The sequence below is a fragment of the Oceanicella sp. SM1341 genome, assembly GCF_003448965.1.
GTDB lineage: Bacteria > Pseudomonadota > Alphaproteobacteria > Rhodobacterales > Rhodobacteraceae > Paroceanicella.
Genome location: NZ_QRGC01000006.1, coordinates 57,108 through 82,204 on the forward strand (window position 1 = coordinate 57,108; position 25,097 = coordinate 82,204).

At 71.1% G+C, this 25,097-nt stretch carries 27 protein-coding genes and 1 tRNA gene; 9 read left to right on the forward strand and 19 right to left on the reverse strand.

Annotated elements, in window-relative coordinates:
* Positions 1-69 precede the first annotated feature (69 nt).
* Complete coding sequence (locus D3P35_RS07820; RefSeq protein ID WP_118134155.1) at positions 70-1,260, forward strand: MFS transporter; 1,191 nt, start codon at positions 70-72, stop codon at positions 1,258-1,260.
* 115 nt (positions 1,261-1,375) lie between these two features.
* Here D3P35_RS07820 and D3P35_RS07825 read toward each other — a convergent pair.
* Positions 1,376-1,450: transfer RNA gene (locus D3P35_RS07825), tRNA-Lys, on the reverse strand.
* 410 nt (positions 1,451-1,860) lie between these two features.
* Between D3P35_RS07825 and D3P35_RS07830 the strand changes: the two genes are divergently transcribed.
* Positions 1,861-2,085, forward strand: a complete 225-nt coding sequence (locus tag D3P35_RS07830) for a hypothetical protein (protein WP_118134156.1) — start codon at positions 1,861-1,863, stop codon at positions 2,083-2,085.
* Positions 2,086-2,115: 30 nt separating this feature from the next.
* Here D3P35_RS07830 and D3P35_RS07835 read toward each other — a convergent pair whose 3' ends face one another.
* Both D3P35_RS07835 and hisF read right to left on the reverse strand, forming a co-directional pair.
* Positions 2,116-2,427 carry a phosphoribosyl-ATP diphosphatase gene (locus tag D3P35_RS07835; protein ID WP_118134157.1) on the reverse strand — a complete coding sequence of 104 codons (312 nt, stop codon included), beginning with the start codon at positions 2,425-2,427 and terminating at the stop codon, positions 2,116-2,118.
* 11 nt (positions 2,428-2,438) lie between these two features.
* A complete protein-coding gene (gene hisF / locus D3P35_RS07840; protein ID WP_118134158.1) occupies positions 2,439-3,200 on the reverse strand; it encodes an imidazole glycerol phosphate synthase subunit HisF in 762 nt (253 codons plus the stop codon).
* Positions 3,201-3,321: 121 nt separating this feature from the next.
* Between hisF and D3P35_RS07845 the strand changes: the two genes are divergently transcribed.
* Positions 3,322-3,558 (forward strand): Lrp/AsnC ligand binding domain-containing protein, encoded by a 237-nt coding sequence (locus D3P35_RS07845; protein ID WP_118134159.1) that lies wholly within the window; start codon positions 3,322-3,324, stop codon positions 3,556-3,558.
* 3 nt (positions 3,559-3,561) lie between these two features.
* Here the strand turns inward: D3P35_RS07845 and D3P35_RS07850 are convergent, their stop codons facing one another.
* Entirely contained in the window at positions 3,562-4,110 is a 549-nt protein-coding gene (locus D3P35_RS07850; RefSeq protein WP_118134160.1) for a gamma-glutamylcyclotransferase, read from the reverse strand.
* 61 nt (positions 4,111-4,171) lie between these two features.
* On the opposite strand from D3P35_RS07850, the gene D3P35_RS07855 reads away from it, so the two are divergent.
* Positions 4,172-5,212 carry a DUF2125 domain-containing protein gene (locus D3P35_RS07855; protein WP_118134161.1) on the forward strand — a complete coding sequence of 347 codons (1,041 nt, stop codon included), beginning with the start codon at positions 4,172-4,174 and terminating at the stop codon, positions 5,210-5,212.
* A 17-nt stretch (positions 5,213-5,229) separates the two neighbouring features.
* Here the strand turns inward: D3P35_RS07855 and D3P35_RS07860 are convergent, their stop codons facing one another.
* From D3P35_RS07860 to D3P35_RS07925, 14 genes are all read right to left on the reverse strand, one after another.
* The gene (locus D3P35_RS07860) at positions 5,230-6,180 is read right to left on the reverse strand and encodes a D-glycerate dehydrogenase (protein WP_118134162.1); all 951 of its coding nucleotides are present in this window, start codon (positions 6,178-6,180) and stop codon (positions 5,230-5,232) included.
* 118 nt (positions 6,181-6,298) lie between these two features.
* Positions 6,299-7,078 carry a crotonase/enoyl-CoA hydratase family protein gene (locus D3P35_RS07865; RefSeq protein ID WP_118134163.1) on the reverse strand — a complete coding sequence of 260 codons (780 nt, stop codon included), beginning with the start codon at positions 7,076-7,078 and terminating at the stop codon, positions 6,299-6,301.
* Complete coding sequence (locus D3P35_RS07870; RefSeq protein WP_118134164.1) at positions 7,075-7,941, reverse strand: hydroxymethylglutaryl-CoA lyase; 867 nt, start codon at positions 7,939-7,941, stop codon at positions 7,075-7,077. The genes D3P35_RS07865 and D3P35_RS07870 overlap by 4 nt, the downstream gene beginning before the upstream one ends.
* A complete protein-coding gene (locus D3P35_RS07875; protein ID WP_118134165.1) occupies positions 7,938-9,887 on the reverse strand; it encodes an acetyl/propionyl/methylcrotonyl-CoA carboxylase subunit alpha in 1,950 nt (649 codons plus the stop codon). The genes D3P35_RS07870 and D3P35_RS07875 overlap by 4 nt, the downstream gene beginning before the upstream one ends.
* Positions 9,888-9,897: 10 nt before the next feature.
* The gene (locus tag D3P35_RS07880) at positions 9,898-11,505 is read right to left on the reverse strand and encodes a carboxyl transferase domain-containing protein (RefSeq protein WP_118134166.1); all 1,608 of its coding nucleotides are present in this window, start codon (positions 11,503-11,505) and stop codon (positions 9,898-9,900) included.
* Entirely contained in the window at positions 11,505-12,668 is a 1,164-nt protein-coding gene (locus tag D3P35_RS07885) for an isovaleryl-CoA dehydrogenase (RefSeq protein WP_118134167.1), read from the reverse strand. The genes D3P35_RS07880 and D3P35_RS07885 overlap by 1 nt, the downstream gene beginning before the upstream one ends.
* Before the next feature lie 72 nt (positions 12,669-12,740).
* Positions 12,741-13,343, reverse strand: coding sequence for an alpha-ketoglutarate-dependent dioxygenase AlkB (locus tag D3P35_RS07890; protein WP_118134168.1), 603 nt, complete (start codon positions 13,341-13,343; stop codon positions 12,741-12,743).
* A complete protein-coding gene (locus D3P35_RS07895) occupies positions 13,340-14,188 on the reverse strand; it encodes an MBL fold metallo-hydrolase (protein WP_118134169.1) in 849 nt (282 codons plus the stop codon). The genes D3P35_RS07890 and D3P35_RS07895 overlap by 4 nt, the downstream gene beginning before the upstream one ends.
* Positions 14,185-14,670, reverse strand: coding sequence for a cyclic nucleotide-binding domain-containing protein (locus D3P35_RS07900; RefSeq protein WP_118134170.1), 486 nt, complete (start codon positions 14,668-14,670; stop codon positions 14,185-14,187). Before D3P35_RS07900 ends, D3P35_RS07895 begins: the two co-directional genes overlap by 4 nt.
* Before the next feature lie 19 nt (positions 14,671-14,689).
* Positions 14,690-17,269 (reverse strand): ABC transporter ATP-binding protein, encoded by a 2,580-nt coding sequence (locus tag D3P35_RS07905; RefSeq protein WP_118134171.1) that lies wholly within the window; start codon positions 17,267-17,269, stop codon positions 14,690-14,692.
* Positions 17,270-17,426: 157 nt separating this feature from the next.
* Entirely contained in the window at positions 17,427-17,816 is a 390-nt protein-coding gene (locus tag D3P35_RS07910; RefSeq protein ID WP_118134172.1) for a VOC family protein, read from the reverse strand.
* A gap of 316 nt (positions 17,817-18,132) precedes the next feature.
* Positions 18,133-18,717, reverse strand: coding sequence for a nucleotide exchange factor GrpE (locus D3P35_RS07915; protein ID WP_118134288.1), 585 nt, complete (start codon positions 18,715-18,717; stop codon positions 18,133-18,135).
* Between the two features lie 8 nt (positions 18,718-18,725).
* The gene (gene hrcA, locus D3P35_RS07920; protein WP_118134173.1) at positions 18,726-19,799 is read right to left on the reverse strand and encodes a heat-inducible transcriptional repressor HrcA; all 1,074 of its coding nucleotides are present in this window, start codon (positions 19,797-19,799) and stop codon (positions 18,726-18,728) included.
* Positions 19,800-19,848: 49 nt separating this feature from the next.
* Positions 19,849-20,604 carry a sterol desaturase family protein gene (locus tag D3P35_RS07925; RefSeq protein ID WP_118134174.1) on the reverse strand — a complete coding sequence of 252 codons (756 nt, stop codon included), beginning with the start codon at positions 20,602-20,604 and terminating at the stop codon, positions 19,849-19,851.
* A gap of 148 nt (positions 20,605-20,752) precedes the next feature.
* Here D3P35_RS07925 and rph point away from each other — a divergent pair, with 148 nt between their 5' ends.
* The 5 genes from rph (at position 20,753) to D3P35_RS07950 (ending at position 24,165) form a co-directional block, all read left to right on the forward strand.
* On the forward strand, positions 20,753-21,466 hold the full coding sequence (rph, locus tag D3P35_RS07930) for a ribonuclease PH (RefSeq protein ID WP_118134175.1): 714 nt from the start codon (positions 20,753-20,755) through the stop codon (positions 21,464-21,466).
* 151 nt (positions 21,467-21,617) lie between these two features.
* Complete coding sequence (locus D3P35_RS07935) at positions 21,618-22,232, forward strand: non-canonical purine NTP pyrophosphatase (RefSeq protein WP_118134176.1); 615 nt, start codon at positions 21,618-21,620, stop codon at positions 22,230-22,232.
* 2 nt (positions 22,233-22,234) lie between these two features.
* A complete protein-coding gene (locus tag D3P35_RS07940; RefSeq protein WP_118134177.1) occupies positions 22,235-22,621 on the forward strand; it encodes a RidA family protein in 387 nt (128 codons plus the stop codon).
* Positions 22,622-22,623: 2 nt separating this feature from the next.
* Positions 22,624-23,775, forward strand: coding sequence for a radical SAM family heme chaperone HemW (gene hemW / locus D3P35_RS07945; protein ID WP_118134178.1), 1,152 nt, complete (start codon positions 22,624-22,626; stop codon positions 23,773-23,775).
* Positions 23,776-23,796: 21 nt separating this feature from the next.
* Complete coding sequence (locus tag D3P35_RS07950; protein WP_118134179.1) at positions 23,797-24,165, forward strand: YbaN family protein; 369 nt, start codon at positions 23,797-23,799, stop codon at positions 24,163-24,165.
* A gap of 19 nt (positions 24,166-24,184) precedes the next feature.
* On the opposite strand, the gene D3P35_RS07955 is transcribed toward D3P35_RS07950, so the two are convergent.
* A complete protein-coding gene (locus D3P35_RS07955; RefSeq protein WP_118134180.1) occupies positions 24,185-25,093 on the reverse strand; it encodes a ParB/RepB/Spo0J family partition protein in 909 nt (302 codons plus the stop codon).
* Positions 25,094-25,097 lie beyond the last annotated feature (4 nt).

Genomic DNA, 25,097 nt, shown 5'->3' on the forward strand with positions numbered 1-25,097 from the left:
CTGTCGGAAACCCACCTCTCCCCGCCCGGCGCTGAGCCGCGGCGGGGCGCATCCTTTCGAGATACCAGCATGACATCACATCCCGACCTCGCGCGGGGCGACGCGCCGCCCGCGGCCTGGGGCGCCGTTCTCGCCCTTTCGCTGGGGGCCTTCGCCCTCGTGGCCTCCGAGTTCATGCCCGTGAGCCTGCTCACCCCCATCGCCTCCGACCTCGCGATCAGCGAAGGCCAGGCCGGGCAGGCGCTCGCGGTCTCCGGCGCCTTCGCGGTGCTGAGCAGCCTCTCGCTCGGCGCGGTGACCGGCGGGCTCGATCGCCGGCACGTGCTGCTGGCGCTCATCGCCCTCATGGTGGGCTCGGGCACCGCGGCCGCGCTCGCGCCCGACTTCGGCGTGTTCCTGCTCGGCCGCGCGCTCATCGGGGTGGCCATCGGCGGGTTCTGGTCCCTCTCCGCGGCGGTGGCCATGCGGCTGGTGCCGGCGTCCGACGTGCCGCGCGCCCTGGCCATCTTCAACGGCGGCAACGCGCTCGCCACCGTCATCGCCGCGCCGCTGGGCAGCTTCCTCGGCGGGCTCTTCGGCTGGCGCGCCGCCTTCCTGTGCCTGGTGCCGGTGGCGGCGCTGGCGCTGGCCTGGCTCTGGGCCAGCCTGCCGCGCATGGCGCCGGTGCCGCGCCCCGAGGGCCGCAACCCCTTCGGCCTGCTGCGCCACCCCGTGGTGGCGCTGGGAATGGCGGCAACGGCGCTGTTCTTCATGGGGCAGTTCACGCTGTTCACCTACCTGCGCCCCTTCCTCGAAACCGTGACCGGGCTGGACGTGTCCACCCTCACCGCGATGCTGCTGATGCTGGGCGTGGCGGGCTTCCTGGGCACCGCGCTGATCGGCCGGCCGCTCGCCCGCGGGCTCTACCGCACGCTGGTGCTGCTGCCAGCCCTGCTCGCCGCGGTCGGGCTCGGGTTTCTCGCGCTCGGCCACGACATGGCGGGCACCGGGGCGCTCATGGCCTGCTGGGGGTTCATCGCCACCTCCGCGCCGGTGGGCTACTGGACCTGGCTGGCGAAGACCCTGCCCGGCGATGCCGAGGCCGGGGGCGGGCTCATGGTGGCGATCATCCAGCTCTCTATCACTCTCGGCGCCACGCTGGGCGGGGTGCTCTACGATGCCGGGGGCCCTGTGCCGACCTTCCTTGCCAGCGCCGCCATCCTGCTCGCCTCCGCCGTCGCGGCGGCCCTGGCCGGCACGCGACCGGCCACGCCCGGCTGACGACCCGATGTCCACGCGCCCGGCTGCGGCAGCGCGGCAGCCGGGCGCATGCCCGGCACCGCGAGAGGTGCAACACCGGCCGGACGCCGGGCCTGACAGGATGATGTGGGAAATGTGGTGGGCGAGGAGGGGATCGAACCCTCGGCCAAGTGATTAAGAGTCACCTGCTCTACCGCTGAGCTACCCGCCCCACCGTGGCACCCGCGGTCTCAAACCGGGGAGGGTGCCGACCCCCGGAACTCCGAAATGGCTTCTACGGCGCAACAACCGGTCTCCCGGCGCGCCGCTCACCTGCGGAACGTGTGGGTGTTTACAGGCCGCCAGAGGGAATGTAAAGCCGAAAGCTGCGGCATTTTTTTCCCCTTTATTACAGCAAGATAGGCGAAACCGGGGCAGCCCGGCCCGCCGCGCGCGCCGGCAGCCGGCGAGAATCCCGGGCAGGAGCGCCCTGCGCGCGCCTCCGGTGCGTTGCAGCGATGTCACGATGTGCGCTTGCGGCAGACAGGATGGAACGATGTGACGTCCGTTACAGTTTTCCCTCCGTGCCCGGCGCAGAATGCCCGGGAGAGACACGAACCGACAACCGAAGGTTGGGAGAAAATGTGCAAGATCTCTGACGCCGCAGCGGAACTGACCGACGAGGAAAGAGCCGCGTTGCAGAAGCTGGAAACCGGCAACAGCCTGTCCGCAGCACGGGCATTCGCCCTGCTGGAAAAGGGCATTGCCGACCTCACGCTGGGTGAGCTGCACCTGACCTGGTTCGGCCGACGCGTGGCCGCCCTGCTCGCGTCAGGAACCGGCGCCGCAGCCCCTGCGGCGGCCTGACACCGCGCCGCCGCCGTTCCGGCCGGCCCGTCAGCCCCGGGAGGCCTTCTCCGCAATGCCGGAGGTGCCCTCGCGGCGCTCGAGCTCGGCCAGGACCGCGGAGAGCGGGATATCGCGGGCGGCGAGCATCACCAGCAGGTGATAGAGCACGTCGGCCGCCTCGTAGGTGAGGTTGTCGCGGTCATCCGCCGCGGCGGCAACGATGGCCTCCACCGCTTCCTCGCCGAATTTCTCGGCGCATTTCAGCGGGCCCTTGGCGAAGAGCTTCGCCGTGTGCGAGCTCGCGGGGTCCGCGCCGCGCCGGGCCTCGATGGTGGCGGATAGCCGCTCCAGAACGCTCATCGACATCTCCCTCAGACCAGGCGCACGGGAATGCCCGCCGCCTTCATGTGCGCCTTCGCCTCGCCGATGGTCGCCTCGCCGAAATGGAAGATCGAGGCGGCGAGCACGGCGGAGGCATGGCCGTCGCGCACCCCCTCGACCAGGTGGTCGAGGTTGCCCACGCCGCCCGAGGCGATGACCGGGATCGACACCGCGTCGGCGATGGTGCGGGTGAGCGGGATGTTGAAGCCCGCCCGCGTGCCGTCACGGTCCATCGAGGTGAGCAGGATCTCGCCCGCGCCCTTGGCCTCCATCAGCCTGGCGAATTCCAGCGCGTCGATGCCGGTGCCCTTCGTGCCGCCATGGGTGAAGATCTCCCACTTGCCGGGCGCGACGGTGCGCGCGTCGATGGCCACCACGATGCACTGGCTGCCGAATTTCTCCGCCGAGCGGGCGATCACCTCGGGGTCGGCCACGGCGGCGGAGTTGAAGCTCACCTTGTCCGCGCCGGCCAGCAGCAGGGCGCGCACGTCTTCCGGGCTGCGCACCCCGCCGCCCACTGTGAGCGGCATGAAGCATTGCTGCGCGGTGCGGTGGGCGAGGTCGTAGATGGTGCCGCGGTTTTCGCGCGTGGCGGCGATGTCGAGGAAGCACAGCTCGTCGGCGCCGGCGGCGTCATAGGCGCGGGCCGCCTCCACCGGGTCGCCGGCGTCGATCAGGTCGACGAAGTTGACGCCCTTGACGACACGGCCGTCCTTCACGTCGAGACAGGGGATGATCCGGGTCTTGAGCATCGCGCGCCCTCCAGCAATGACGCCTTCCTCCTAGCGCCTTTCCCGCAGCGCTTCAACGCGCCCCTACCATCCGGCCGCGATCCGTGCTTTCTGAGCCCTGACCGACCGGAGGACCCCGACCATGACCTGCATCTTCGTTCAGCTTCGCTGCCAGCCCGGCAAGACCTACGAGGTCGCCGACGAGATCTACCGCCGCGAGATCGTCTCCGAGCTCTACTCGACCAGCGGCGATTTCGACCTGCTGATGAAGGTCTATCTCGAGGAGAGCGTCGATGTCGGCAAGTGGATCAGCGACAACATCGCCAACATCCCCGGCATCACCCGCTCGCTCACCACGCTGACCTTCCGCGCCTTCTGAGCCTCAGCCGGCCGGGGTGCCGGCGAGGCTGCGCACTTCCCTTTCCAGCGCTTCCAGCTCGGGGTCGGCGATGCCGATGCCGCGCAGGTGCTCGAGGGTGGAGAAGAGATAGTCACGGTTGAGCCCCGCGGGCCCTTCCGAGATCGCGATGATGCGCGCCTGCTCGGCGAGGCTGAGGCCGCCGGCGTATTGCGGGTGGTCGGGCGCGACGGAATAGGCCAGCCCCTCCACGTCGCGGCCATCATGCAGGCGCAGGGGGTGGAGCGATTCGAGATAGGCGCCGGTGACCATCTCGCGCTGGCGCAGGTAGCGGTAGACCTCGGAGGCCACCGAGGCCGACACCCGGTAGGCCATGCCGGTGCACACCGCGTGCTCGTCATGGTCGAGCGCGAGCACAAGGCCCGGGGCCTCCGGCGTGCCGCGGTAGCGGATGGAGCGCAGGCAGAAGCGGCGCTGGTAGCCGTGCAGGTCGGCCACGACACGTTCGACATATTCGAACTCCGGCTTCCACATCAGCGAGCCATAGCCGAAAACCCAGAATTCATCGCGCATCTTCTCGATCCTTTCCCCGGCAGCCTATATGTCGGACAGACGTCATATGTAGAGGCCGGGCATGAAATTTCCCACACCGAGACTGCGCACGCTCCTTGTTGTGATCCTGCTCGTGGCGCTCGGCTGGTCGGGCTGGTGGTTCTTCGCCGCCGGGGCACAGCAAAAGGCCTACGAGGGCTGGCTGGAAGACCGGCGCTCCGAGGGCTGGCTGGCGGAGGCCGGGCGCATTTCCGTCACCGGCTTCCCGTTCCGCTTCGACACTCTGGTGGAGGACCTCTCGCTGGCCGAGCCGCAGGAGGGCTGGGCCTGGCACGCGCCGGAGTTCCAGGTGATGGCGCTGGCCTACCGGCCCAACCACATCATCGCCGCCTGGCCCGGCGAGCAGCGCATCTCCACGCCCGAGCAGACCGTGACGGTGAGCGGCGAGACCCTGCGCGGCTCGGTGCGCTTCCGGCCCTCGACCGACCTCGACCTGGAGGGCAGCACCATCGAGATGGACGGGGTGTCGGCCCGCTCCTCCCTCGGCTGGGAGGCGCGGCTGCAGCACGGGGTGCTGGCGGTGCGCCGCGCGGCCGACGGCAGTGCGCCGGAGAATTCCTACGATGTCTCGCTGGAGGCCCGGCGGCTGGAGGTGCCGGACATGCTGCGCGGGCTGATCGAGGGGCAGGGGGTGCTCGCCCCGCTGCTGGACCATGTCTCGCTCGACACCACGCTCGCCTTCGACAGCCCGTGGAACCGCCGCTCGGTGGAGGGGCGCAAGCCGGTGCTGAGCGCGATGGCGCTGCGCAAGGCCGACATCCTGTGGGGAGACCTGCGCTTCTCGGCCCGCGGCCGGCTGCGGGTGAACCAGCTCGGCCAGCCGGAGGGCGAGCTGGAGATCACCGCGCAGAACTGGAAGCGCATGCTGCAGACCGCGGTGGAGGCCGGGCTGGTGCCGCGCGACCTCTACGGCACGCTGGAAGCCGGCCTCGGCGTGGTCGCCATGCTCTCGGGCGACCCCGACACGCTGCGCGCGCCGCTCACCTTCTCCGGCGGGCAGGTGCGCATCGGCCCGGTGCCACTGGGCGAGACACCGGTGCTCGACGTGCCGAACGCCGGCTGAGCCTCAGCAAAGATCGGTCAGCAAAGATCGGGGGGCGTCTTCCCGGCAAAGAAGGCGTCGAGATTGTCGACCACCTTCATGCCCATGGCGTGGCGCGTCTCGTCGGTGGCCGAGCCGAGATGCGGCAGCAGGCTCACCATCGGCAGGCCGGCGAGCTCGGGGTGCAGCTTCGGCTCGTTCTCGAACACGTCGAGCCCGGCCCCGGCCAGCGCGCCCGCCTTCAGCGCCGCCACCAGCGCCGCCTCGTCCACCACCTCGCCGCGGGCGGTGTTGATGAGATGCGCGGTGGGCTTCATCTTCGAGAGCGCCGCGGCGTCGATCAGGTGGCGGTTTTCCGCGCCGCCGGGCAGGTGGAGCGAGAGGAAATCGGCCGCGGCCAGCACCTCCTCCAGCGGCAGCTGCCGCGCGCCGGGAATGCCGGTCTCCGCCACTTTCGAGCGGTTGTGGAACACCACGTCCATGCCGAAGCCGTAATGCGCCCGCCGGGCCATGGCGATGCCGATGCGCCCCATGCCGACGATGCCGATGGTCTTGCCCGTCACGTGGCTGCCGATGAGCTGGGTGGGGGTCCAGCCCTGCCACTTGCCGGCCCGCACCAGCGCCTCGCCCTCCGAGGCGCGGCGGGCGGACATCAGCAGCAGGGTCATGCCGATATCGGCGGTGGCATCGGTGAGCACGCCGGGGGTGTTGACCACCGAAAGCCCGGCCGCCTTCGCCGCCGCGAGGTCGATATGCGAGATGCCGACGCCGAAATTCCCGAGGATCTTCGCGCGGATGCCGGGCTTGAGCACCCCGGCGTCGAGCTTGTCGGTCACCGTGGTGAGGACGGCGTCGGCCCCCTCCAGCGCGGCGCGCAGCTCGGGCGCGGAGAGCGGCCGGTCATCGGGGTTGAGGACGGCGTCGTAGCGCTCGGAGAGAACGGCTTCGACGGTGGCGGGCCAGCGGCGGGTGAGGACGATGCGTTTCATGCCCGCCACTCTTCCCCGGCCGCCCCGCACCCGTCAAGCGCGCGCCGGCGTGACGGTGCCCGAGCCCGGGGGCCCGGGGGTGTCCGCCGGGCCGGCACCGCGCCAGGGCCCGGGCGCCTCAGGCCTTCCAGGAGGGCTTGCGCCGCGCGAGGAAGGCGCCCACGCCCTCCTGCGCCTCGGCACCTTCCCAGGTGTCGGCCAGGCGGCGGATGGTATCGTCGATCACCGCGTCGTCGATCACCGGGCCCAGCGAGCGGGCCAGCGCCTTGGAGGCGGCCACCGCCTCGGGCGCCACGGAGAGATAGGGCGCCACCTCGGCCTCGATCGCGGCGTCCAGATCGGGGGCGGGCACCACGCGGCCCACCAGCCCCAGCGCCACCGCCTCCTCCGGGCCGAAGATGCGCGAGGACATGAACACCTGCCGCGCCCGGCCCTCGCCCATGCGGGCGATCACGTAGGGCGAGATGGTGGCCGGGATCAGCCCCAGCCGGGTCTCGGTGAAGCCGAAGCGCGCCTCCTCGGCCGCCACCACCATGTCGCAGACCGAGATCAGCCCCAGCCCGCCGCCATAGGCCGCGCCGTGCACCCGGGCGATGAGCGGCTTGGGCAGGTCGTTGAACGCGCCGAAGGTGCGGGCGAGGCGCCGGCCCTCCTTCTCGCGCTGCTTGCGCGAGGCGGCGAACTGCTCCTTCATCCAGGTGAGGTCGCCGCCGGCGCAGAAGCTCGCGCCCTCGCCGGCCAGCACCACCACGCGCACCGCGCTGTCCATGCCGAGGCTCTCGGCGGCGGAGGCGAGATCGGACATCATTTCCGCCGAGATGGCGTTGTGCTTGTCGGGCCGGGTGAGGGTGAGGGTGGCGACCCCGCGCGCATCGGTCTCGATGCGGATCGTGCTCATGCGCGCGCCTCCTCGCTGCGCAGGGAGCGGGCGAATTGCGCCGCTTCCCCAAGCCGTTGCGCGTCGAGCCCGGTGGAGAGGCCGAGGCTTTCCATCAGGCCCTGCACCGCCTCGGTGGCCACATTGCCGCGCGCGCCGGGGGCATAGGGGCAGCCGCCCAGGCCACCCACCGCGGCGTCGAACACGCGCAGGCCGCGCTCCAGGCTCACGCGGATGTTGTCGAGCGCGCGGCCCTTGGTGTCATGGTAATGGCCGGCGAGGCGCTCGGCCGGCAGCACGGCGAGCACGGCGTCGAGCATGGCGCCGATGCTCTCGGGCGTGCCGTGGCCGATGGTATCGCCCAGGCTCACCTCGTAGCAGCCCATCTCGGCCAGCGCTCCGGCCACGCGGGCCACGGCGGCGGGGGCCACCGGGCCGTCATAGGGGCAGTCGGTCACGCAGGAGACATAGCCGCGCACCGGCACGCCGGCGGCCAGTGCTGCCTCGGCCACCGGGCGGAAGCGCTCCAGGCTTTCCTCGACCGAGCAGTTGATGTTGGCGCGCGAGAACCCCTCGGAGGCGGCGCCGAACACCGCCACCTCGTCGGCCTTCGCCGCGAGCGCGCCCTCGAGCCCGCGCAGGTTGGGGGTGAGCACGGTGTAGGCCACGCCGGGGCGGCGGGCGATGGCGGCCATCACCTCGGCCGCGTCGGCCATCTGCGGCACCCATTTCGGCGAGACGAAGCTGGTGACCTCGATCTTGGCGAAGCCGCAGGCGCTCAGCATGTCGACCAGCGCCACCTTGTCGGCGGTGGCGATGGGGCGTTTCTCGTTCTGCAGCCCGTCGCGCGGGCCCATCTCGAACAGGGTGACGTCGCGGCTCATGCCTCGGGCTCCAGCCGCATCAGCAGGGCGCCGTCGGCCACCTGCGCGCCTTCGGCGACCAGCACCTCGGCGATGATGCCGTCGCGCGGCGCGGTGAGGGTGTGTTCCATCTTCATTGCCTCCAGAATGGCGAGCGGCCGGCCCTTCTCGACCGTGGCGCCGGCGCGCACGCCCACATGTTTCACAAGGCCGGGCATCGGGGCCAGCACGGAATCGCCTCCCGCGCCGGCCTCCGCCGCGGCGGTGAGCGGGTCGGGCAGGGCAGCGTAGCAGGCGCGCCCGCCGCTCCACACGCTCACGCCCCCGGCATGGCGCAGGATGCGCACCGCCCGGCGGTGGCCGTCGATCTCGGCCTGGTCCGGGCCGGGCAGGGCGATGGCAAGGCGGTGGCCCGCCACCTCTGCCGTGAAGCGTCCCGGGCCCTCCACCTCGATGATGACCTCCACGGGCTCCGCGTCAACTATCAGCGCGACGCTGCGGCGCAGCGGCCCCCAGAGGGTGAAGCCCTGCCGGGGGGCGGGCGCCTCGAGCCCGGCGGCGCCGATGGCGGCGAGGGCGAGCAGCCAGGCCGGCGGCGGCCCCTCGGGCGGCAGCAGGGCGGCGAGATCGCGCTCGATGAGCCCGGTGTCGACCGCGCCGCGCCCGAAGCCTTCGTGGCGGGCGAGGGCGGCGAGGAAGGCGATGTTGGTCACCGTGCCGGCCACTTCCGTGGCGTCGAGCGCGCGGGCGAGGGCGGTGAGCGCGGTTTCCCGCGTCGGGCCGTGCACCACCAGCTTGGCGATCATCGGGTCATACCAGGGGCTGATCTCGTCGCCCGCGCGCACCCCGGTGTCGGCGCGCACGCCGGGCGGGAAGCGCAGGTGGGCGAGGCGGCCGGTGGCGGGCAGGAAGCCGCGGCCCGCGTCCTCGGCATAGAGCCGGGCCTCGAAGGCATGGCCGGTGAGGGTGATCTCGCCTTGCTCACGCGGCAGCGCCTCGCCGGAGGCGACGCGGATCTGCCATTCCACCAGGTCGAGCCCGGTCACCGCCTCGGTCACCGGGTGTTCCACCTGCAGGCGGGTGTTCATCTCCATGAACCAGAACCGGTCCGGGCGCAGGCCCTCGGAGCCGTCGACGATGAACTCGATGGTGCCGGCGCCGGAATAGCCGATGGCCTGTGCGGCGCGCACGGCGGCGGCGCCCATCGCCTCGCGCATCTCGGGGGTCATGCCGGGGGCGGGGGCCTCCTCGATCACCTTCTGGTGGCGGCGCTGCAGCGAACAGTCCCGCTCGCCGAGGTGCACCGCGTTGCCATGGCTGTCGCCGAAGACCTGGATCTCGATGTGCCGCGGGGCGGTGACGTATTTCTCTATCAGCACCGCGGGGTCGCCGAAGGCGGCACTCGCCTCGCGCTGCGCGCCCTCGAGCGCGGCGGCGAAACCCTCGGGCGCGTCGACGCGGCGCATGCCCTTGCCGCCACCGCCGGCGCGCGCCTTCACCAGCACCGGGAAGCCGATGCGGGCGGCCTCGGCGGCGAGGAACTCCGGCTCCTGCCGTTCGCCGTGATAGCCGGGAACCACGGGCACGCCCGCCTCCTCCATCAGCCGCTTGGCGGCGTCCTTCAGCCCCATGGCGCGGATGGCCGCCGCCGAGGGGCCGATGAAGGTGAGGCCGGCCGCCTCCACCGCCTCCACGAAGCCGGGGTTTTCCGAGAGGAAGCCGTAGCCGGGGTGGATGGCATCCGCCCCCGCCGCCCGCGCCGCGGCGATCACGAGGTCGCCGCGCAGGTAGCTCTCGGCGGCGGGCGCGGGCCCGAGGCGCAGCGCCTCGTCGGCCATCTCCACGTGCAGGGCGGCCGCGTCGGCGTCCGAGTAGACCGCCACGGTGGCGATGCCGAGCCGGCGGGCGGTGGCGATGACACGGGTGGCAATCTCGCCGCGGTTGGCGATGAGGATCTTGCGGATCATGACGGCAACCTCACATGCGGAACACGCCGAAGCGCGTCTCTTCGATGGGGGCGTTCAGCGCGGCGGAGAGCGAGAGGGCCAGCACGTCGCGGCTGCGGCGCGGGTCGATGATGCCATCGTCCCAGAGCCGAGCCGAGGCGTAGAGCGGGTGGGACTGGCGGGCGAACATCTCCAGCGTCGGGGCCTTGAAGGCGGCCTCCTCCTCGGCCGACCAGGTGCCGCCCTTGCGCTCGATCCCCTCGCGGCGGACGGTGGCGAGCACGCCGGCCGCCTGCTCGCCGCCCATCACCGAGATGCGGCTGGTGGGCCAGGTCCACAGGAAGCGCGGCTGGTAGGCCCGGCCGGCCATGCCGTAGTTTCCCGCACCGAAGGAGCCGCCGACCAGCAGGGTGATCTTCGGCACCGCGGTGGTGGCGACGGCGGTGACCAGCTTGGCGCCGTGGCGGGCGATGCCCTCGGCCTCGTATTTCCGGCCCACCATGAAGCCGGTGATGTTCTGCAGGAACACCAGCGGGACATGCCGCTGCGAGCAGAGTTCGACGAAATGCGCCCCCTTCACCGCGCTCTCGGAGAACAGCACGCCGTTGTTGGCGATGATGCCCACCGGGCAGCCCTCGACATGGGCGAAACCGCAGACCAGCGTGGTGCCGAAGCGCGCCTTGAACTCGTCGAAGCGCGAGCCGTCGACCAGCCGGGCGATCACCTCGCGGATGTCGTAGGGGGTGCGCAGGTCGGCGGGCACCACGTCGAAGATCTCCGCCGGGTCGTAGAGCGGCGGCTCGGGCGCCTGCAGGGCGATGCGCGCGCCGGCCCCGGCGCCGAGGTTCGACACCGCCTGCCGGGCGAGGGCGAGGGCATGGGCATCGTCCTCGGCGAGGTAGTCGGCCACGCCGGAGAGCCGGGTGTGCACGTCGCCGCCGCCGAGATCCTCGGCGGTCACCACCTCTCCCGTTGCGGCCTTCACCAGCGGCGGGCCGGCGAGGAAGATGGTGCCCTGCTCGCGCACGATGATTGTGACGTCGGACATGGCGGGCACATAGGCGCCGCCGGCGGTGCAGGAGCCCATGACCACGGCGATCTGGGCGATGCCGGCGGCCGACATGCGGGCCTGGTTGTAGAAGATGCGGCCGAAATGGTCGCGGTCGGGGAAGACCTCGTCCTGGTTGGGCAGGTTGGCGCCGCCGGAATCCACCAGGTAGACGCAGGGCAGGCGGTTCTCGGCGGCGATCTCCTGCGCGCGCAGGTGTTTCTTCACCGAGAGCGGGTAGTAGGTGCCGCCCTTCACCGTGGCGTCGTTGCACAGCACCATCACCTCGCGGCCCGAGACCCGGCCGATGCCGGCGATGAGCCCGGCGCAGGGGGCGGCGCCGTCGTAGAGCCCGTGCGCCGCGGTGGCGCCGATCTCGAGGAAAGGGGAGCCGGGGTCGAGCAGGTTTGCCACGCGCTCGCGCGGGGGCATCTTGCCGCGCGCGACATGGCGGGCGCGCGGGCCCTCGCCGCCGCCCTCGGCCGCGAGGCGGGCGGCCTCGGCCACCTCGGCCAGCGCGGCCTCATGGGCGGCGCGGTTGGCCCGGGCGGCTTCCGAGCCCGGGGCAAAGGCGCTCTGCAGGACCGCCATCAGGAGGTGATCCGCATCAGCTCGCGGCCGCAGAGCATGCGGCGGATCTCCGAGGTGCCGGCGCCGATCTCCATCAGCTTCGCGTCGCGCATCAGCCGCGAGACCGGGCTTTCGTTCATGAAGCCGGCGCCGCCCATGGCCTGCACCGCCTGCACGGCCTGTTCCATCGCTCGCTCGGAGGCGTAGAGCACGCAGGCGGCGGCGTCCTGCCGGGTCACCTGCCCGCGGTCGCAGGCGCCGGCCACGGCATAGACATAGGCGCGGGAGGTGTTCATGGCGGTGTACATGTCGGCGATCTTGGCTTGCATGAGCTGGAAATCGCCGATCTTCTGGCCGAACTGCTTGCGCTCATGCATGTAGGGCATCACGTGGTCCATGCAGGCGGCCATGATCCCGCAGCCGATGCCCGAGAGCACCACGCGCTCGTAGTCGAGCCCGGACATCAGCACGTTCACGCCGCGCCCCTCCTCGCCCAGCACGTTCTCGAAGGGGATCTCCACATCCTCGAAGATCAGCTCGGCGGTGTTGGAGCCGCGCATGCCCAGCTTGTCGAAATGCGGGCTGGTGGAGAAACCCTTCATGGTCTTCTCGACGATGAAGGCGGTGAGGCCGCGGGCGCCGGCCTCGGGGTCGGTCTTGGCGTAGACCACGAGCGTGTCGGCGTCCGGGCCGTTGGTGATCCAGTATTTCGTGCCGTTGAGCACGTAGCGGTCGTTCCGGCGCTCGGCGCGCAGGCGCATGGAGACCACGTCGGAGCCGGCACCGGCCTCGGACATCGCCAGCGCGCCCACGTGCTCGCCCGAGATCAGCCCCGGCAGGTATTTCCGCTTCTGCTCCTCCGAGCCGTTGAGGCGGATCTGGTTCACGCAGAGGTTGGAGTGCGCGCCGTAGGAGAGCGAGACCGAGGCCGAGGCGCGGGCGATCTCCTCCACCACCACCGTGTGGGCGAGATAGCCCATGCCGGCGCCGCCGTAGGCCTCGTCCACCGTCACGCCGAGGATGCCGAGCGCGCCCATCTCCTCCCACAGCTCGGGGGGAAAGGCGTTCGAGCGGTCGATCTCGGCGGCCATCGGCGCCACGCGCTCCTGCGCCCAGCGGTGCACGAGTTCGCGCAGGGCGGCGATGTCCTCGCCGAGGTCGAAGCTCATCGATGCGGTGAACACGGCATTCCTCCCCATGATTCGTTTTGTGTAAAAGTGAACGCGTGTTCAGTTATACGCAAACGAAAACCGCCCTCAGCCCACCACGCGGCAGGTGAGGTTGATGCGCCCCGGGGCGGGCAGGAGGGTGGAGCTGCCGGGCAGGATGCGCGAGATGCCGTGATGGGCGAGGCGCGAGGGGCCGGTGAGCAGCAGCGCGTCGCCGCTGGCGAGGTCGATACGGTCGGTCCGGCCACCGCGGGTCTCGGCGCCGATGCGGAACACGCCGGTGTCGCCGAGCGAGAGCGACAGCACGGGGGCGGAGAAATCCGCCTCGTCGCGGTCCTGGTGCAGGCCCATGCGGGCGCCGGGGTCGTACCAGTTCACCAGGCAGCAGTCCGGCGGGGCGGGCCAGCCGGAGATCGCCTCCCAGGCGGCGGCGACGGTGGGGGGCAGCGGCGGCCAGGGCATGCCGTCGGGGTGGCGGGGCTCGTAGCGGTAGCCGCGCCGGTCCGACACCCAGCCGCAGCGGCCGGCCGAGGTCATGCGCACCGACAGCGGCAGGCCCCGGCGGGTGACCGGGGTGAACAGCGGCGCCGCGGCCACCACGGCGCGGATCTCCTCCACCAGCCGCTCCTGCGCCTCGCGGCTGAGGAAGCCGCGGAACCAGAGCGCGCCGCGGACGGAGATCGGGCTCACAACTCCAGCTCCATCCCGTCGCGCGCGAACTGCCAGCGCACCGGTGCGGCGGCGAGGGCGAGGGCGGCGGCATCCAGCATCTCGTCGGTGGAATGGGGGGAGTGGTGGACGAGCAGGGTCTGCTTCACGGCGGCGGCCTCGGCCACCTTCAGCCCGACTTCCCAGGTGGAATGGCCCCAGCCGCGGCGCAGCGGGTACTCGGCGTTGGAATAGGCGGCATCGTAGAGCATCAGGTCGGCGCCGCGGGCCATGGCGATGACCTGGGCGTCGATCTCCGGCACGCCGTGCTCATGGTCGGTGACCGAGACGATCACCCGCCCGCCGAGCTCGATGCGGAAGCCGGTGCAGCCGCCGGGGTGGTTGAGCGGGAAGGTCTGCACCCGGGCGCCGCCGATCTCGGAGCGCGGCTCGAGCTGGCACAGCGGCAGGCGGTACTTGTCGGGGATGCGGATGGGCCAGAGCGGCGGGCCATAGAGCCGCTCCAGCGCCTCGCGCACCGTGCCGGGCTCCTGGCCGGTCCAGATGGTCACCTCGGACTGGCCGGTGACCAGCGGCATGAAGAAGCCCAGGCCGATCAGGTGGTCGAAATGGCTGTGGCTTAGCAGGATGTCGGTGCGCGCCTTCGGGGCGGAAAGCATGGACTGGCCGAGCCCGCGCAGGCCCGAGCCGCAGTCGATCACCAGTCCCTTGCCCTCCGGCCCGACGAGCTCGAAGCAGGTCGTGTCGCCGCCGTAGCGGCGCATCGCGGGGTCGGGCACGGGCAGGGAGCCGCGGCAACCCCAGACCCGCAGGCGCACCGGGCCCGGCTTCGACTGTCCGCTGGTTCCGGCGCTTTCCTGGCTCATGCCGGAGACCCGGAGCTGCCCGAGGCGGCGCAGGCGAGGGCGGCGCGGGCGTTGGCGAGCTCGGCCGTGGTGTGTTCCAGCCGGTCTGTCATCACCCGCAGCAGCTCCAGCCCCATTTCCGGGAACTGCTTGAGCAGCTTGAGGAAGGTGGTGCGGTCGATGCGCAGGGCCTGCACGGTGCCGAGCGCGCGCACCGTGGCGCTGCGCGGCCCCTCGGTGAGCAGGGCCATCTCGCCCACCACCTCATGGGCGCCCACCCGGGCCACGGCCGTGTCCTTGCCATGCGCCTCGACCAGGATCTCGGCGTCGCCGTTGAGCAGCACGAAGGCGGCGTTGCCGTCCTCGCCCTGGCGCATCAGGCACTCGCCGTCATGGAAGGTGCGGTTCTCCGCCATGAGCACCAGCAGCTTGAGCTGGGCAAGGTCCACCCCGGCGAAGAGGGGTGAGTGCCGCAGTATCTCGCATTCCCGGGACAGGCTCATGCTGAACAACCTCCTGTACTCATGCCGCGTCGTCCGACGCGAAGATTTCCGACGGTGGCCCGGAGGCCACGACCTTGCCCCGGGACAGGCGGACCACAAGGTCCGCCTCGCGCGCCAGGGCCTCGTTCTGGGTGCCGAAGACACGGGTGCCCCCGGGCTGGATCTTCTCCATCGCCTCGCGCAGGGCGCGATGGTTGTCCGAACTGTCGTCCGCCACGCCGTCGAGCACCAGCAGGGCCGGCTTGGCCGCCAGCGCCCGGGCCAGCGCCACCCGGCGCGCCTGCGAGGGCGAGAGCGTGCTGCCCGCCAGCCCAACTTCCGTGCGCAGCCCGGCCGCGATCACGAACTGGTGGATGTCATGGCTCAGCATCGCCTGGCCCAGCCGCTGCTCCACGGGCGGCTGCGCGTCGCGGCGGTCGATGCGGGGGCGGCCGCCGAGCACGTTCTCGATCAGCGGCAGGCCGGGCAGGTAGCCCGTGTCGTCGAAGTAGTGCAGCCAGCCCTCGGCGTCGATGCGCGCGCGCAGCGGCCGGCGGGCCTTCACGATGCGCTCGCGCCGCTCCGGGCTGTCGAGCACGCCGAGCCGGTGGCGCAGCGGCACGATCTCGAAGGCGAGGCGCATCAGCATCACCTTGTCGCCCCGCGACAGCCAGCGCAGCGAGCGCCGGCGCTGCGCGGCCACGATGCGGGCGTAATCCTCGATCTCGGCGTGCTCGATGAGCCCGAGCTGCTCGACCAGCGCACCGTCGCGCCCGAGCGAGCCCAGCAGCTCGACCAGCATTTCCGCCGCCTCGAGGCCGATGCGCAGCACCTCCTCCTCCATGCCCGTCGCCACCAGCGCCTTGCGGACATCGGTCCGCCGGGCCAGGGTCGCCGAGCGCATCTTCGGGGAATCCGGAACCCCGAAGAACAGGTTTTCGGCCAGCGTCGCATTTTCCAGATAGGCATCGCGCTGCCAGCGTTCAACGAGCCCGCTGAGGCCGGCATCCGCGTCCCGCGTCACGAGCTGGCGCGCCGCCATCGCCTGCTCGGCGAGCTGCGGCTCGCGCCGGGGGTCGAGCCGGGTCCAGAGCCCGCGGATGAACAGCTCGCGGGTGAGGCCGAGCGCGCCGAGGATCTCGAGCACGTAGGCGTCGAAGGCCTCGGCGTCGCGGATGCCGATGCGCTCGTAGTCCACCCAGTCCATCTCGGGGTTCTCCGGCGTGGCGCCGGTGAGCCGCGCCTCGCGCTCGCGGCGGGCCCAGTCCTCCGGCTTCTCGCCATGGCCCTGCTGGCCGAGCAGCGAATAGGCCACGTTCTCGCGGAAGGTGCCGGAGAGGATGTGCGGCGCCCGGGTGACATGCGCGAGGTCGCGGTAGGCGCGGGTGAGCACGTCGCGCCCGCGCTCCGAGCCCACGCGCACCGTGCCGCGCGCCGGCAGGGCCAGCCCGGCGATGAGCTTGAGCAGCACGGTGCGGCCGCCCTCCTCCTCGCCCAGCACCACCACGGTCTGGCCCGGGCGGATGGTGAGGGAGACCTCCTCCACCCCGCCGGCCTCCAGCGGCACGTCGGAGCCGATGTTGTCCAGCACGATCTCCTCGCCCTGCAGCCGCACCGGCTCGGGCCGGCCCACCAGGCGCTCGCGGCCGTAGGCGTCGTAGACGGCGTCGTAGCGGGCGGAGATATCGGAGTAGGACTGGTAGTAGTTCAGCAGCTCGCGCCAGGGCGAGGCGATGTCCTTGTAGGCGGCGAGGATGGCCACCAGCGCGCCCAGCTCCATCCGGCCCTGGATCACCAGGTAGCCGCCGAAGGAGTAGAAGAAGAACGGCGTGATGTTGTTGATCACGTTGTTCGCGAACTTGATGGCGTATTTGAGCAGGAAGATGCGGTAGCGGATGCGGAAGTTGGTGTAGAGCCGCTCCGACATGCGCGCCAGGTGCCATTCCCGGGCGTCGTTGATGCGCATCGCCTCCATGCCGCCGACGGCCTCGTTGATCTCGGCGGTCATCGAGCGCACGTTGCGGATGCGCTTCTGCACCAGCCGCACCACGATGCGCTGCACCTTGGGCACCACGTAGGCCTGCACGGGGAAGAGGAAGATGGCAGCAAGGCCGAGGAACGGGTCCTGCGCCAGGATGAAGCCGATGTAGACCAGCAGCTGGCCACCCTGGTAGACCGGTGTCGCCACCATCTCGCCGGCGAAACCGCCGATGGGCTCCACCTCGGCGGCGACGATCTGCACCACCTCGCCGGGCGAGGTGTTGCGCAGCCGGGGCAGGGGGAAGAGCGTCACCCGCTCGAACACCACGTAGCGCAGCCGGCGCAGCAGGCGCTCGCCCGTGAGCCCCTTCTGCACGTTGATGAAGTACTTCACCCCGTTGTTGACGATGATCAGCGCCAGCAGCGAGGCGCAGAGCGCGATCAGGAAATCGAGCTGTTCCAGCTCCATGCCCAGGTAGGACTTGGGGAAGTTCTCGCCGCGCAGGGCCTCGTCGACGATCAGCTTCGGGATGTAGAGCGTCGCGAGGATGATCGGGAAGGAGACGAGCGAGGCGATGACGATGATCAGCTGATCCCGCCAGGAGCTCTTCCACACGAATTGCAGCAGGGTGCGGTCCATTCACTCCCGTCCGGTTTGCGCCACCTCGGTGGGGGATCGTAGACCGGCGCATGCGCGCTGTGCAAACGCCCTTTCCGATACGAGTGTGATCCGCGTCACAGACAGCGGTGCCGAAATCGGGCAGACCGCCTGCCGCGGCACGATCAGAGACCGGGTTTCAGAGGCCCGGGCCGTCGGCGCCGGGGCGCAGGTCGAGGGCGAAGCAGATCACGTTGCCGTCGCGGTCGGTCACCTCGACCTCGCGGGTGCCGTAGGGGCGGGCCTCGGGGCCGGACACGGCGAAACCGCCGGCGCGGCCGAGATCGGCGATCGCCTCCACGTCATCGACATAGACATAGGCGGCCCAGCCCGGCGCGGGGGCCACCGCCTCGACCCGGCGCAGGCCCAGCGTCACCAGCCCGAGCCGCAGGATGGAGAACTGCGCCGCGCCGTCATCCCCGCGCCAGAACCCGGCCGCCTCGAAGCCGAAGCCGCGGGCAAGCGCATCGGCACTGGCCTCGACATCGGTGACCGAGAGCATCGGCATGGCGCGCAGGCCTGTGGGCATGGCAAGTCTCCCTTCGCAACGGAACGCCCTGCGCATAGCACGGGCCGCCCGCGGGGCGGGAGTTATTTCTCGGTGCGAGAGAGTCCGGCCCCGGCCGGTTCAGGTTCAGGTTCAGCTTTCGGGGGGCGTCGCGCGGGAGCGGACCTGTCCCGGGCGGGGAACCCGGATCACCCCCGGCCGGCGTGGGCCGCCCGGAGATGCACCGCCCGGGGGCGCGGGATCACGCCTCCGGCGGGGCAGGCGCCGGCCCCGGGGTGCTCCGCCGCGGCCGGTCGCTCGGGATGGCGCCGCCCGGGCGGGGCGGCGCCGGAGGGGCTCAGCCCTCGGCCCGGGCCTCGGCGGGCAGGGCGGCGGCGACACCCACCTGGGCGGGGCGCAGCAGGCGGTCGGAGATGGTGAAGCCCTCGACCATCACCTGGATGACCGAGCCGGGCTCGGCGCCGGGCACCGGGGCCTCGAACATCGCCTGGTGCAGCTTGGGATCGAACTTCTCGCCCACGGCGGGGCTGATCTTCTCGATCTTGTGCTTGGCGAAGGTGGAGACCAGCTCGCGCTGGGTGAGCTCGAGCCCCTCGACCACGGCGCTGAGCTTCTCGCGCATCTCGTCGTCGATCATGCCGAGGGCACGGCCGAGGTTGTCATGCACCGAGAGCAGGTCGCGGGCGAGCTTGGTGCCGCCGTAGGCCTCGGCGTCGCGGCGGTCACGCTCGGCGCGCTTGCGGATGTTCTCGTTCTCGGCGAGCGCGCGCAGCAGCCGGTCCTTCAGCTCGTCACGCTCGGTGGTCACGGCGAGGAGCTCTGCCTCGCGCGGGTCGAGCGCGTCTTCCTGCTCGGCCGCAGTCGCTTCGGCGGGCTGCTGCTCGACGTCGTCGCGCATGTCGTCCTGAGGATTGGTCGTCATGTTTGCGTTCATCCCGTGTTTGTCCGACCGGACATCAGCCGGCCCACGAGCCGGGCCGTATAATCCACGATCGGAACGATCCGTCCATAGTTGAGCCGGGTGGGGCCGATCACGCCGACGGCCCCGATGATCCGGCGGTCGGCGTTCATATAAGGAGAAATAACCAGAGAGGAACCGGAAAGTGAGAAGAGTTTGTTCTCCGATCCGATGAAAACCCGCACACCGTCGCCCTCCTGCGCGAGGTCGAGCAGCTGGGTGATGTCCTGCTTGCGCTCCAGATCGTCGAAGAGCTGGCGGATGCGGTCGAGGTCGCCGGCGGCGACATTGTCGAGCAGGTTGGAGCGGCCGCGCACGATCAGCCGGTCGGGCGTGGGGCTGCCCTGGCCGTCCCAGATCGCGAGGCCCTGCTCGACGAGGCTCTGGGCCAGGGTGTCGAGCTCCTGCCGGCGCTCGGCGATCTGCCGGGCGATGACGGTCTTGACCTCGGCCAGCGTGTGGCCGCGCAGCACGGCGTTGAGGAAGTTCGACGCCGCCTGCATCGCCGAGGGGGTCATGCCCGGCGGCGGGTTCATCAGCCGGTTCTCGACATGCCCGTCCTCCATCACCAGCACGGCGAGCGCGTTGTCCCCCGAGAGGGGCACGAACTCGATATGCTTGATCGGCGCCTCGTATTTAGGCGCCAGCACCAGGCTCGCGCCATGGGTGAGGCCGGAGAGCAGGGCGCCGGCACGGTCGAGCACGCCGGCCATGTCGGGCTCGGGCTGGCCGAGGTTGCGCTCGATCTCGCTGCGCTCCTCGCCGGTCACGTCGCCGATCTCGAGCAGGCCGTCGACGAAGAGGCGCAGGCCGGAATGGGTGGGGATGCGCCCGGCCGAGACATGCGGGCTGTCGAGCAGGCCGAGTTCCTCCAGGTCCTGCATCACGTTGCGGATCGAGGCGGGGGAGAGCGACTCCGCCAGGCTGCGCGACAGGGTGCGCGAGCCCACGGGCTCGCCGGTCTCGAGGTAGGTCTCCACGAGCTGGCGGAACACCGCGCGGCTGCGCTCGTTGAGGCTGGCGAGAGTGGAATTGTCCTTGTTCATCCGATCCGTCCGAGGGTGGGCCCCAAGGATACCGTGCGGGCACGTGCGGTCAATGGCGGCTGGTGGCCTTTCCGGGCGTTTCGCCGGCCTCCATGCGCCGCACCATGCCGTCGTAATCCGGGTGGACGGTGCCCAGCAGCCGGTCCCAGATGGAGAAGATGTTGCCGAAATTGTAGCGGAACTGCGAGTGGTGCAGGTCGTGGAAGGTGGAGCAGATCATCGGCGAGGGCGCGCGGGAGGAGGAGCCGGCGAAATACTCGAACCCGGCGTGGCCGATCATCCCCGAGATCTGGTCGAACAGCCGCAGCGCGAACACCGAGAGCGCGGGCACCGGCAGCACGAACCACACCACGAGGTAGAACCCGTGCTCGATGAGCGTGTCGACGAGGCCCGAGCTGTCGTTGCTCCACACCGTGGGCGCCACCGATTTGTGGTGCAGGGCGTGGAACCGGTAGAAGGGCTTCCAGTGCAGCAGGCGGTGGCCGAAGTAGAACCAGGCGTCGAAGATCACCAGCGACACCACGAAGCCCAGCGGGAAGGACCACCAGGACAGCTCCAGCGGCGCCGGTGTCCAGCCCTGGCCTTGCGCGAAATACCCGGTGGCGAGCAGCAGCGAGGACAGCGCGAGCGCGGCGAGTGAATGGCGGATCTCCTCCACCATGCGCTTCTCGCCGCGGCGGTTTTCCTGGATGCGCCGGTCGGGGTGGCGGGCGTTCCACCAGGTGAGCGCGAGGCCGGTGGCGAAATAGACCGCCACCATGGCGATGTAGGCGACACCCCATGTGGCGAGGAACTCGAGCAGCATACGTGATCTCCTGTGCCCTGCGGGCCTGTGGCGAACATGGGCCCGTGCGGGCCCGGGGGCAATGGTGCATCGGGCCGCGGACCCCCCGCGGCTGGACGCGGGCACGGCCGCTCTGATATGCGGAACCCGAGAAAACACAGGAGTTCCCATGCGCCCTTCCGGCAGAGCGGCCGACGCTCTTCGTCCCGTCAGCATCGAGACCGGCGTCTCGCTTCACGCGGAAGGCTCCTGCCTGATCCGCTGCGGCAACACGCAGGTGCTGTGCACCGCCTCGCTGGAGCCCCGGGTGCCGCCCTTCCTGCGCAACACCGGGCTGGGCTGGGTGACGGCCGAATACGGCATGTTGCCCCGGGCCACCACCAGCCGCAACCAGCGCGAGGCGAAAAAGGGCCAGACCGGCCGCACGCAGGAGATCCAGCGGCTGATCGGCCGCGCCCTGCGCGCCGGGCTCGACCGCGCCGCCCTCGGCGAGCGGCAGATCACCATCGACTGCGACGTGCTGCAGGCCGACGGCGGCACCCGCTGCGCCTCGATCACCGGCGGCTGGGTGGCGCTGCGCCTCGCGGTGAACCGGCTGATGAAGTCCGGCGAGGTGAAGATGGACCCGCTGACCGACCATGTCGCGGCCGTGTCCTGCGGCATCTTCGGCGGCATGCCGCTGCTCGACCTCGACTATGCCGAGGACAGCGAGGCCGGCACCGACGCGAACTTCGTGATGACCGGCCGCGGTGGGCTGGTGGAGATCCAGGCCTCGGCCGAGGGCGCCACCTTCAGCCGCGCCGAGCTCGACGCCATGATGGCGCTGGCCGAGGCCGGCACCGCGCAGCTGGTGGAGGCCCAGAAGGCCGCCATCGCCGGCTGAACCCTTCCTGAAGGGCCCCCGCGCCCGACCCTTCCGGGCCCCGCGACGGCGGCCCGGAGCCCCCCTTCCGGGCCGCCCCCGCTCTCCCCGAGTTGCCGCGCGGCCGCATGCCCCCCACATTCCCGGTAACGCAGAGCCACACGAGGACAGGATGCGGAAATTCACTGAGACACGGCTGGTCATCGCCTCGCACAACGCCGGCAAGGTGGACGAGATCGGCGCGCTGCTCGCCCCCTTCGGCGTGGAGGTGGTCTCGGCCGGCGCGCTCGGCCTGCCCGAGCCCGAGGAGACCGAGGACAATTTCGCCGGCAACGCCCGGCTGAAGGCGCATGCGGCGGCGAAGGCCACCGGCCTGCCCGCGCTCTCCGACGATTCCGGCATGGAGGTCGACGTGCTCGACGGCGCGCCGGGTGTCTATACCGCCAACTGGGCCGAAACGCCGGAGGGCCGCGACTTCACCATGGCGATGCACAAGGTGCACGACGAGATCGCCGCCCGCGGCGCCGCGGAGCCTGCCACCGGGCGCTTCGTGTGCACGCTCTGCCTCGCCTGGCCCGACGGGCATGACGAGATCTTCCGCGGCGAGGCCGAGGGCCATGTCATCTGGCCGATGCGCGGCCACATGGGCCACGGCTTCGACCCCGTGTTCCGCCCGCTCGGCCAGGACCTGACCTTCGCGGAGATGGACCCGGTGCGCAAGAACGCCATCAGCCACCGCGCCGACGCTTTCGCAAAGCTCGTCGCCGGCCCCTTCGCGAAGGAATGACCATGGCCTCCGAACGCCGCCTGATCTCCACCGGCTCGCCCATGGAGCGCGACATCGGCTATTCCCGCGCCGTGGTGCAGGGCGACTGGTGCTTCGTCTCCGGTGTCACCGGCTACGACTATGCCACGATGACCATGCCCGAGGGCGTGGCCGCACAGGCGCGCAACTGCATGGCCACCATCGCCTCGGTGCTGGCCGAGGCGGGCTTCGGGATGGAGAACATCGCCCGGGTGCAGTACACGGTGACCGACCGCGCGCTGGTGCCCGAACTTACCCCGGTGCTTGGCGAGGCGCTGGGGGAGATCCGCCCCGCGGCCACCATGGTGATCGCGGAGCTGATCCGGCCGGAAATGCTGGTGGAGATCGAAGTCACGGCGTTCCGGGGGTGAGCATGGACTGGCAGCAGGGCGGCTTCGGCGTCTACGTGCACTGGCCGTTCTGCCTGGCCAAGTGCCCCTATTGCGACTTCAACAGCCATGTGCGCGCGGGCGTCGACCAGGCCGCCTGGCGCAGGGCCCTCACCGCCGAGATCGCCCGCGTGGCGGCCGAAACTCCCGACCGGCAGGTCGACACGGTGTTCTTCGGCGGCGGCACCCCGAGCCTGATGGAGCCGGAGACCGTGGCAGCGGTGATCGAGGCCATCGGCACGCACTGGCGCCTCGCCTCCGGGGCGGAGATCAGCCTCGAGGCCAACCCCACCTCGGTGGAGGCCGGGCGCTTCCGCGGCTACCGCGACGCGGGCGTGAACCGCATCTCGATGGGCATCCAGTCGCTCGACGACCGGGCGCTGAAGGCACTCGGCCGCATGCACTCCGCCGCCGAAGCCCGCGCCGCCTTCGACGTGGCCCGTGGCCTGTTCGACCGCGTGAGCTTCGACCTGATCCACGCCCGGCAGGGCCAGGAGCTCGACGCCTGGCGCGCCGAACTCTCCGAGGCGCTCTCCATGGCGGTGGACCACCTGTCGCTCTACCAGCTCACCATCGAGCCGGGCACGCGCTTTCACGACCTGTTCGAGCGCGGCCGCCTGAAGGGCCTGCCCGAGCCCGACCTCGCCGCCGACATGTACGAGCTCACCCAGGAACTCTGCGAGGCCGCGGGCTATCCCGGCTACGAGATCTCCAACCACGCCCGCCCCGGCGCCGAGAGCCGCCACAACCGGATCTACTGGCGCTACGGCGACTATGCCGGCATCGGCCCCGGCGCGCATGGCCGCCTCACGCTGCAGGACGGCCGCACAGCCACGGAGACGCTCCGTGAGCCCATGTCCTGGCTTTCCGCGGTCACGGAGCAGGGCAGCGGCGAAAGCCTGCGAGAGAGCGTCTCCGCCGCCGACCAGGCCACCGAATACATGCTGATGTCGCTTCGGCTCGCCGAGGGCAGCGACCTCGCCCGCTACGCCGCGCTCGGCGGCACGGCGGTGAGCCCCGACACCGTGGCGGGGCTGGAGGAGGCCGGGCTGTTGTGGCAGCGCGGCAGCCGCATCGGCGCCACCCGCACCGGCCGTCCGCTGCTCAACGCCATCCTGCGCGAACTGCTGGCCTGAGCCCCGGTCGAGGAGACCCCCATGCGCCTGTTCTGGCTGTCACTCGGATTGCTGAGCTTGCTCGCGGGCATCGCCGGCGCGGTGCTGCCGCTGCTGCCCACCGTGCCCTTCCTGCTGCTGGCGGCCTTCTGCTTCAGCCGCTCCTCCGAGCGGCTGCACGTCTGGCTCACCACGCATCCGCGCCTCGGCCCGCCGATCACCGACTGGCAGCGCCACGGCGCCATCCGGCGGCGGGTGAAGCTGATCGCGACGGCCACCATCGCGGCCGCCTTCCTGCTGTCCCTCGCGCTCGGCGTGCCCGGCTACGTGCTGGGCATCCAGGCGGTGGTGCTGTCGCTGGTGCTGGTGTTCCTCTGGACCCGGCCGGAAGGGCCGCGGACACCCGGCTGAGCGCCCGCGTACCCGGGCCTCAGTCGGCCCGGGAGAGGAGCTGGCAGAGCCCGTCGAGCTCCTCGAGATTGCGATAGGCGATCTTCACCTCGCCACCACCCGCCTCGGACTTGTGCGCGATGCTCACCTTGAGTCCGATCTGGGCGGTGAGATCGGACTCGAGCAGGCGCGTGTCGGCGTCCTTCTCCAGCCCGGCGGGCTTCTTCGGCCGCTCCGGCACGGGGTTCGCGGCGGCCTTGGCCAGCCGCTCGGTCTCGCGCACCGACAGACCCTTGCGGATCACCTCCGCCGCCAGGGCGGAGGGGTCGGGGCAGGGGATCAGCGCCCGCGCATGGCCGGCGGAGAGCTTGCCCTCGCGCAGCCAGCGCAGCACGTCCTCGGGCAGGTTGAGCAGGCGCAGCAGGTTCGCGATATGGCTGCGGCTCTTGCCCATCGCCTCGGACAGCTTCTCCTGCGTGTGGCCGAACCGGTCCATCAGCTGGCGATAGCCCATGGCCTCTTCGACCGGGTTCAGGTCTGCCCGCTGGATGTTCTCGATGATGCCGAACTCGAGCACCTCATTGTCCGACAGCGGCCGGACGAGGGCGGGGATCTCGTGGATCTGCGCCCGCTGCGCCGCCCGCCAGCGCCGCTCGCCGGCCACGATCTGGAAATGTCCGTCCTTCTCCGGGTCGGGCCGGACGATGATGGGCTGCAGAACGCCCTTCTCGCGGATGGAGGCGGCGAGCTCGGCAAGCTCGGTCTCGCCGAAATCGCGGCGCGGCTGATCCGGGTTCGGCCGGATACGGTCCACCGGCAGGCTCGCCTCGGCAGACTTCGGCGCCGCGGGCGAGGGCGTGCCCTCGGTCGCATTCACATCGGCCAGCAGGGCAGACAGGCCGCGCCCAAGCGCTCTCTTTTCCGGCTTCTTCACGATTTCTTCTTTCATATCA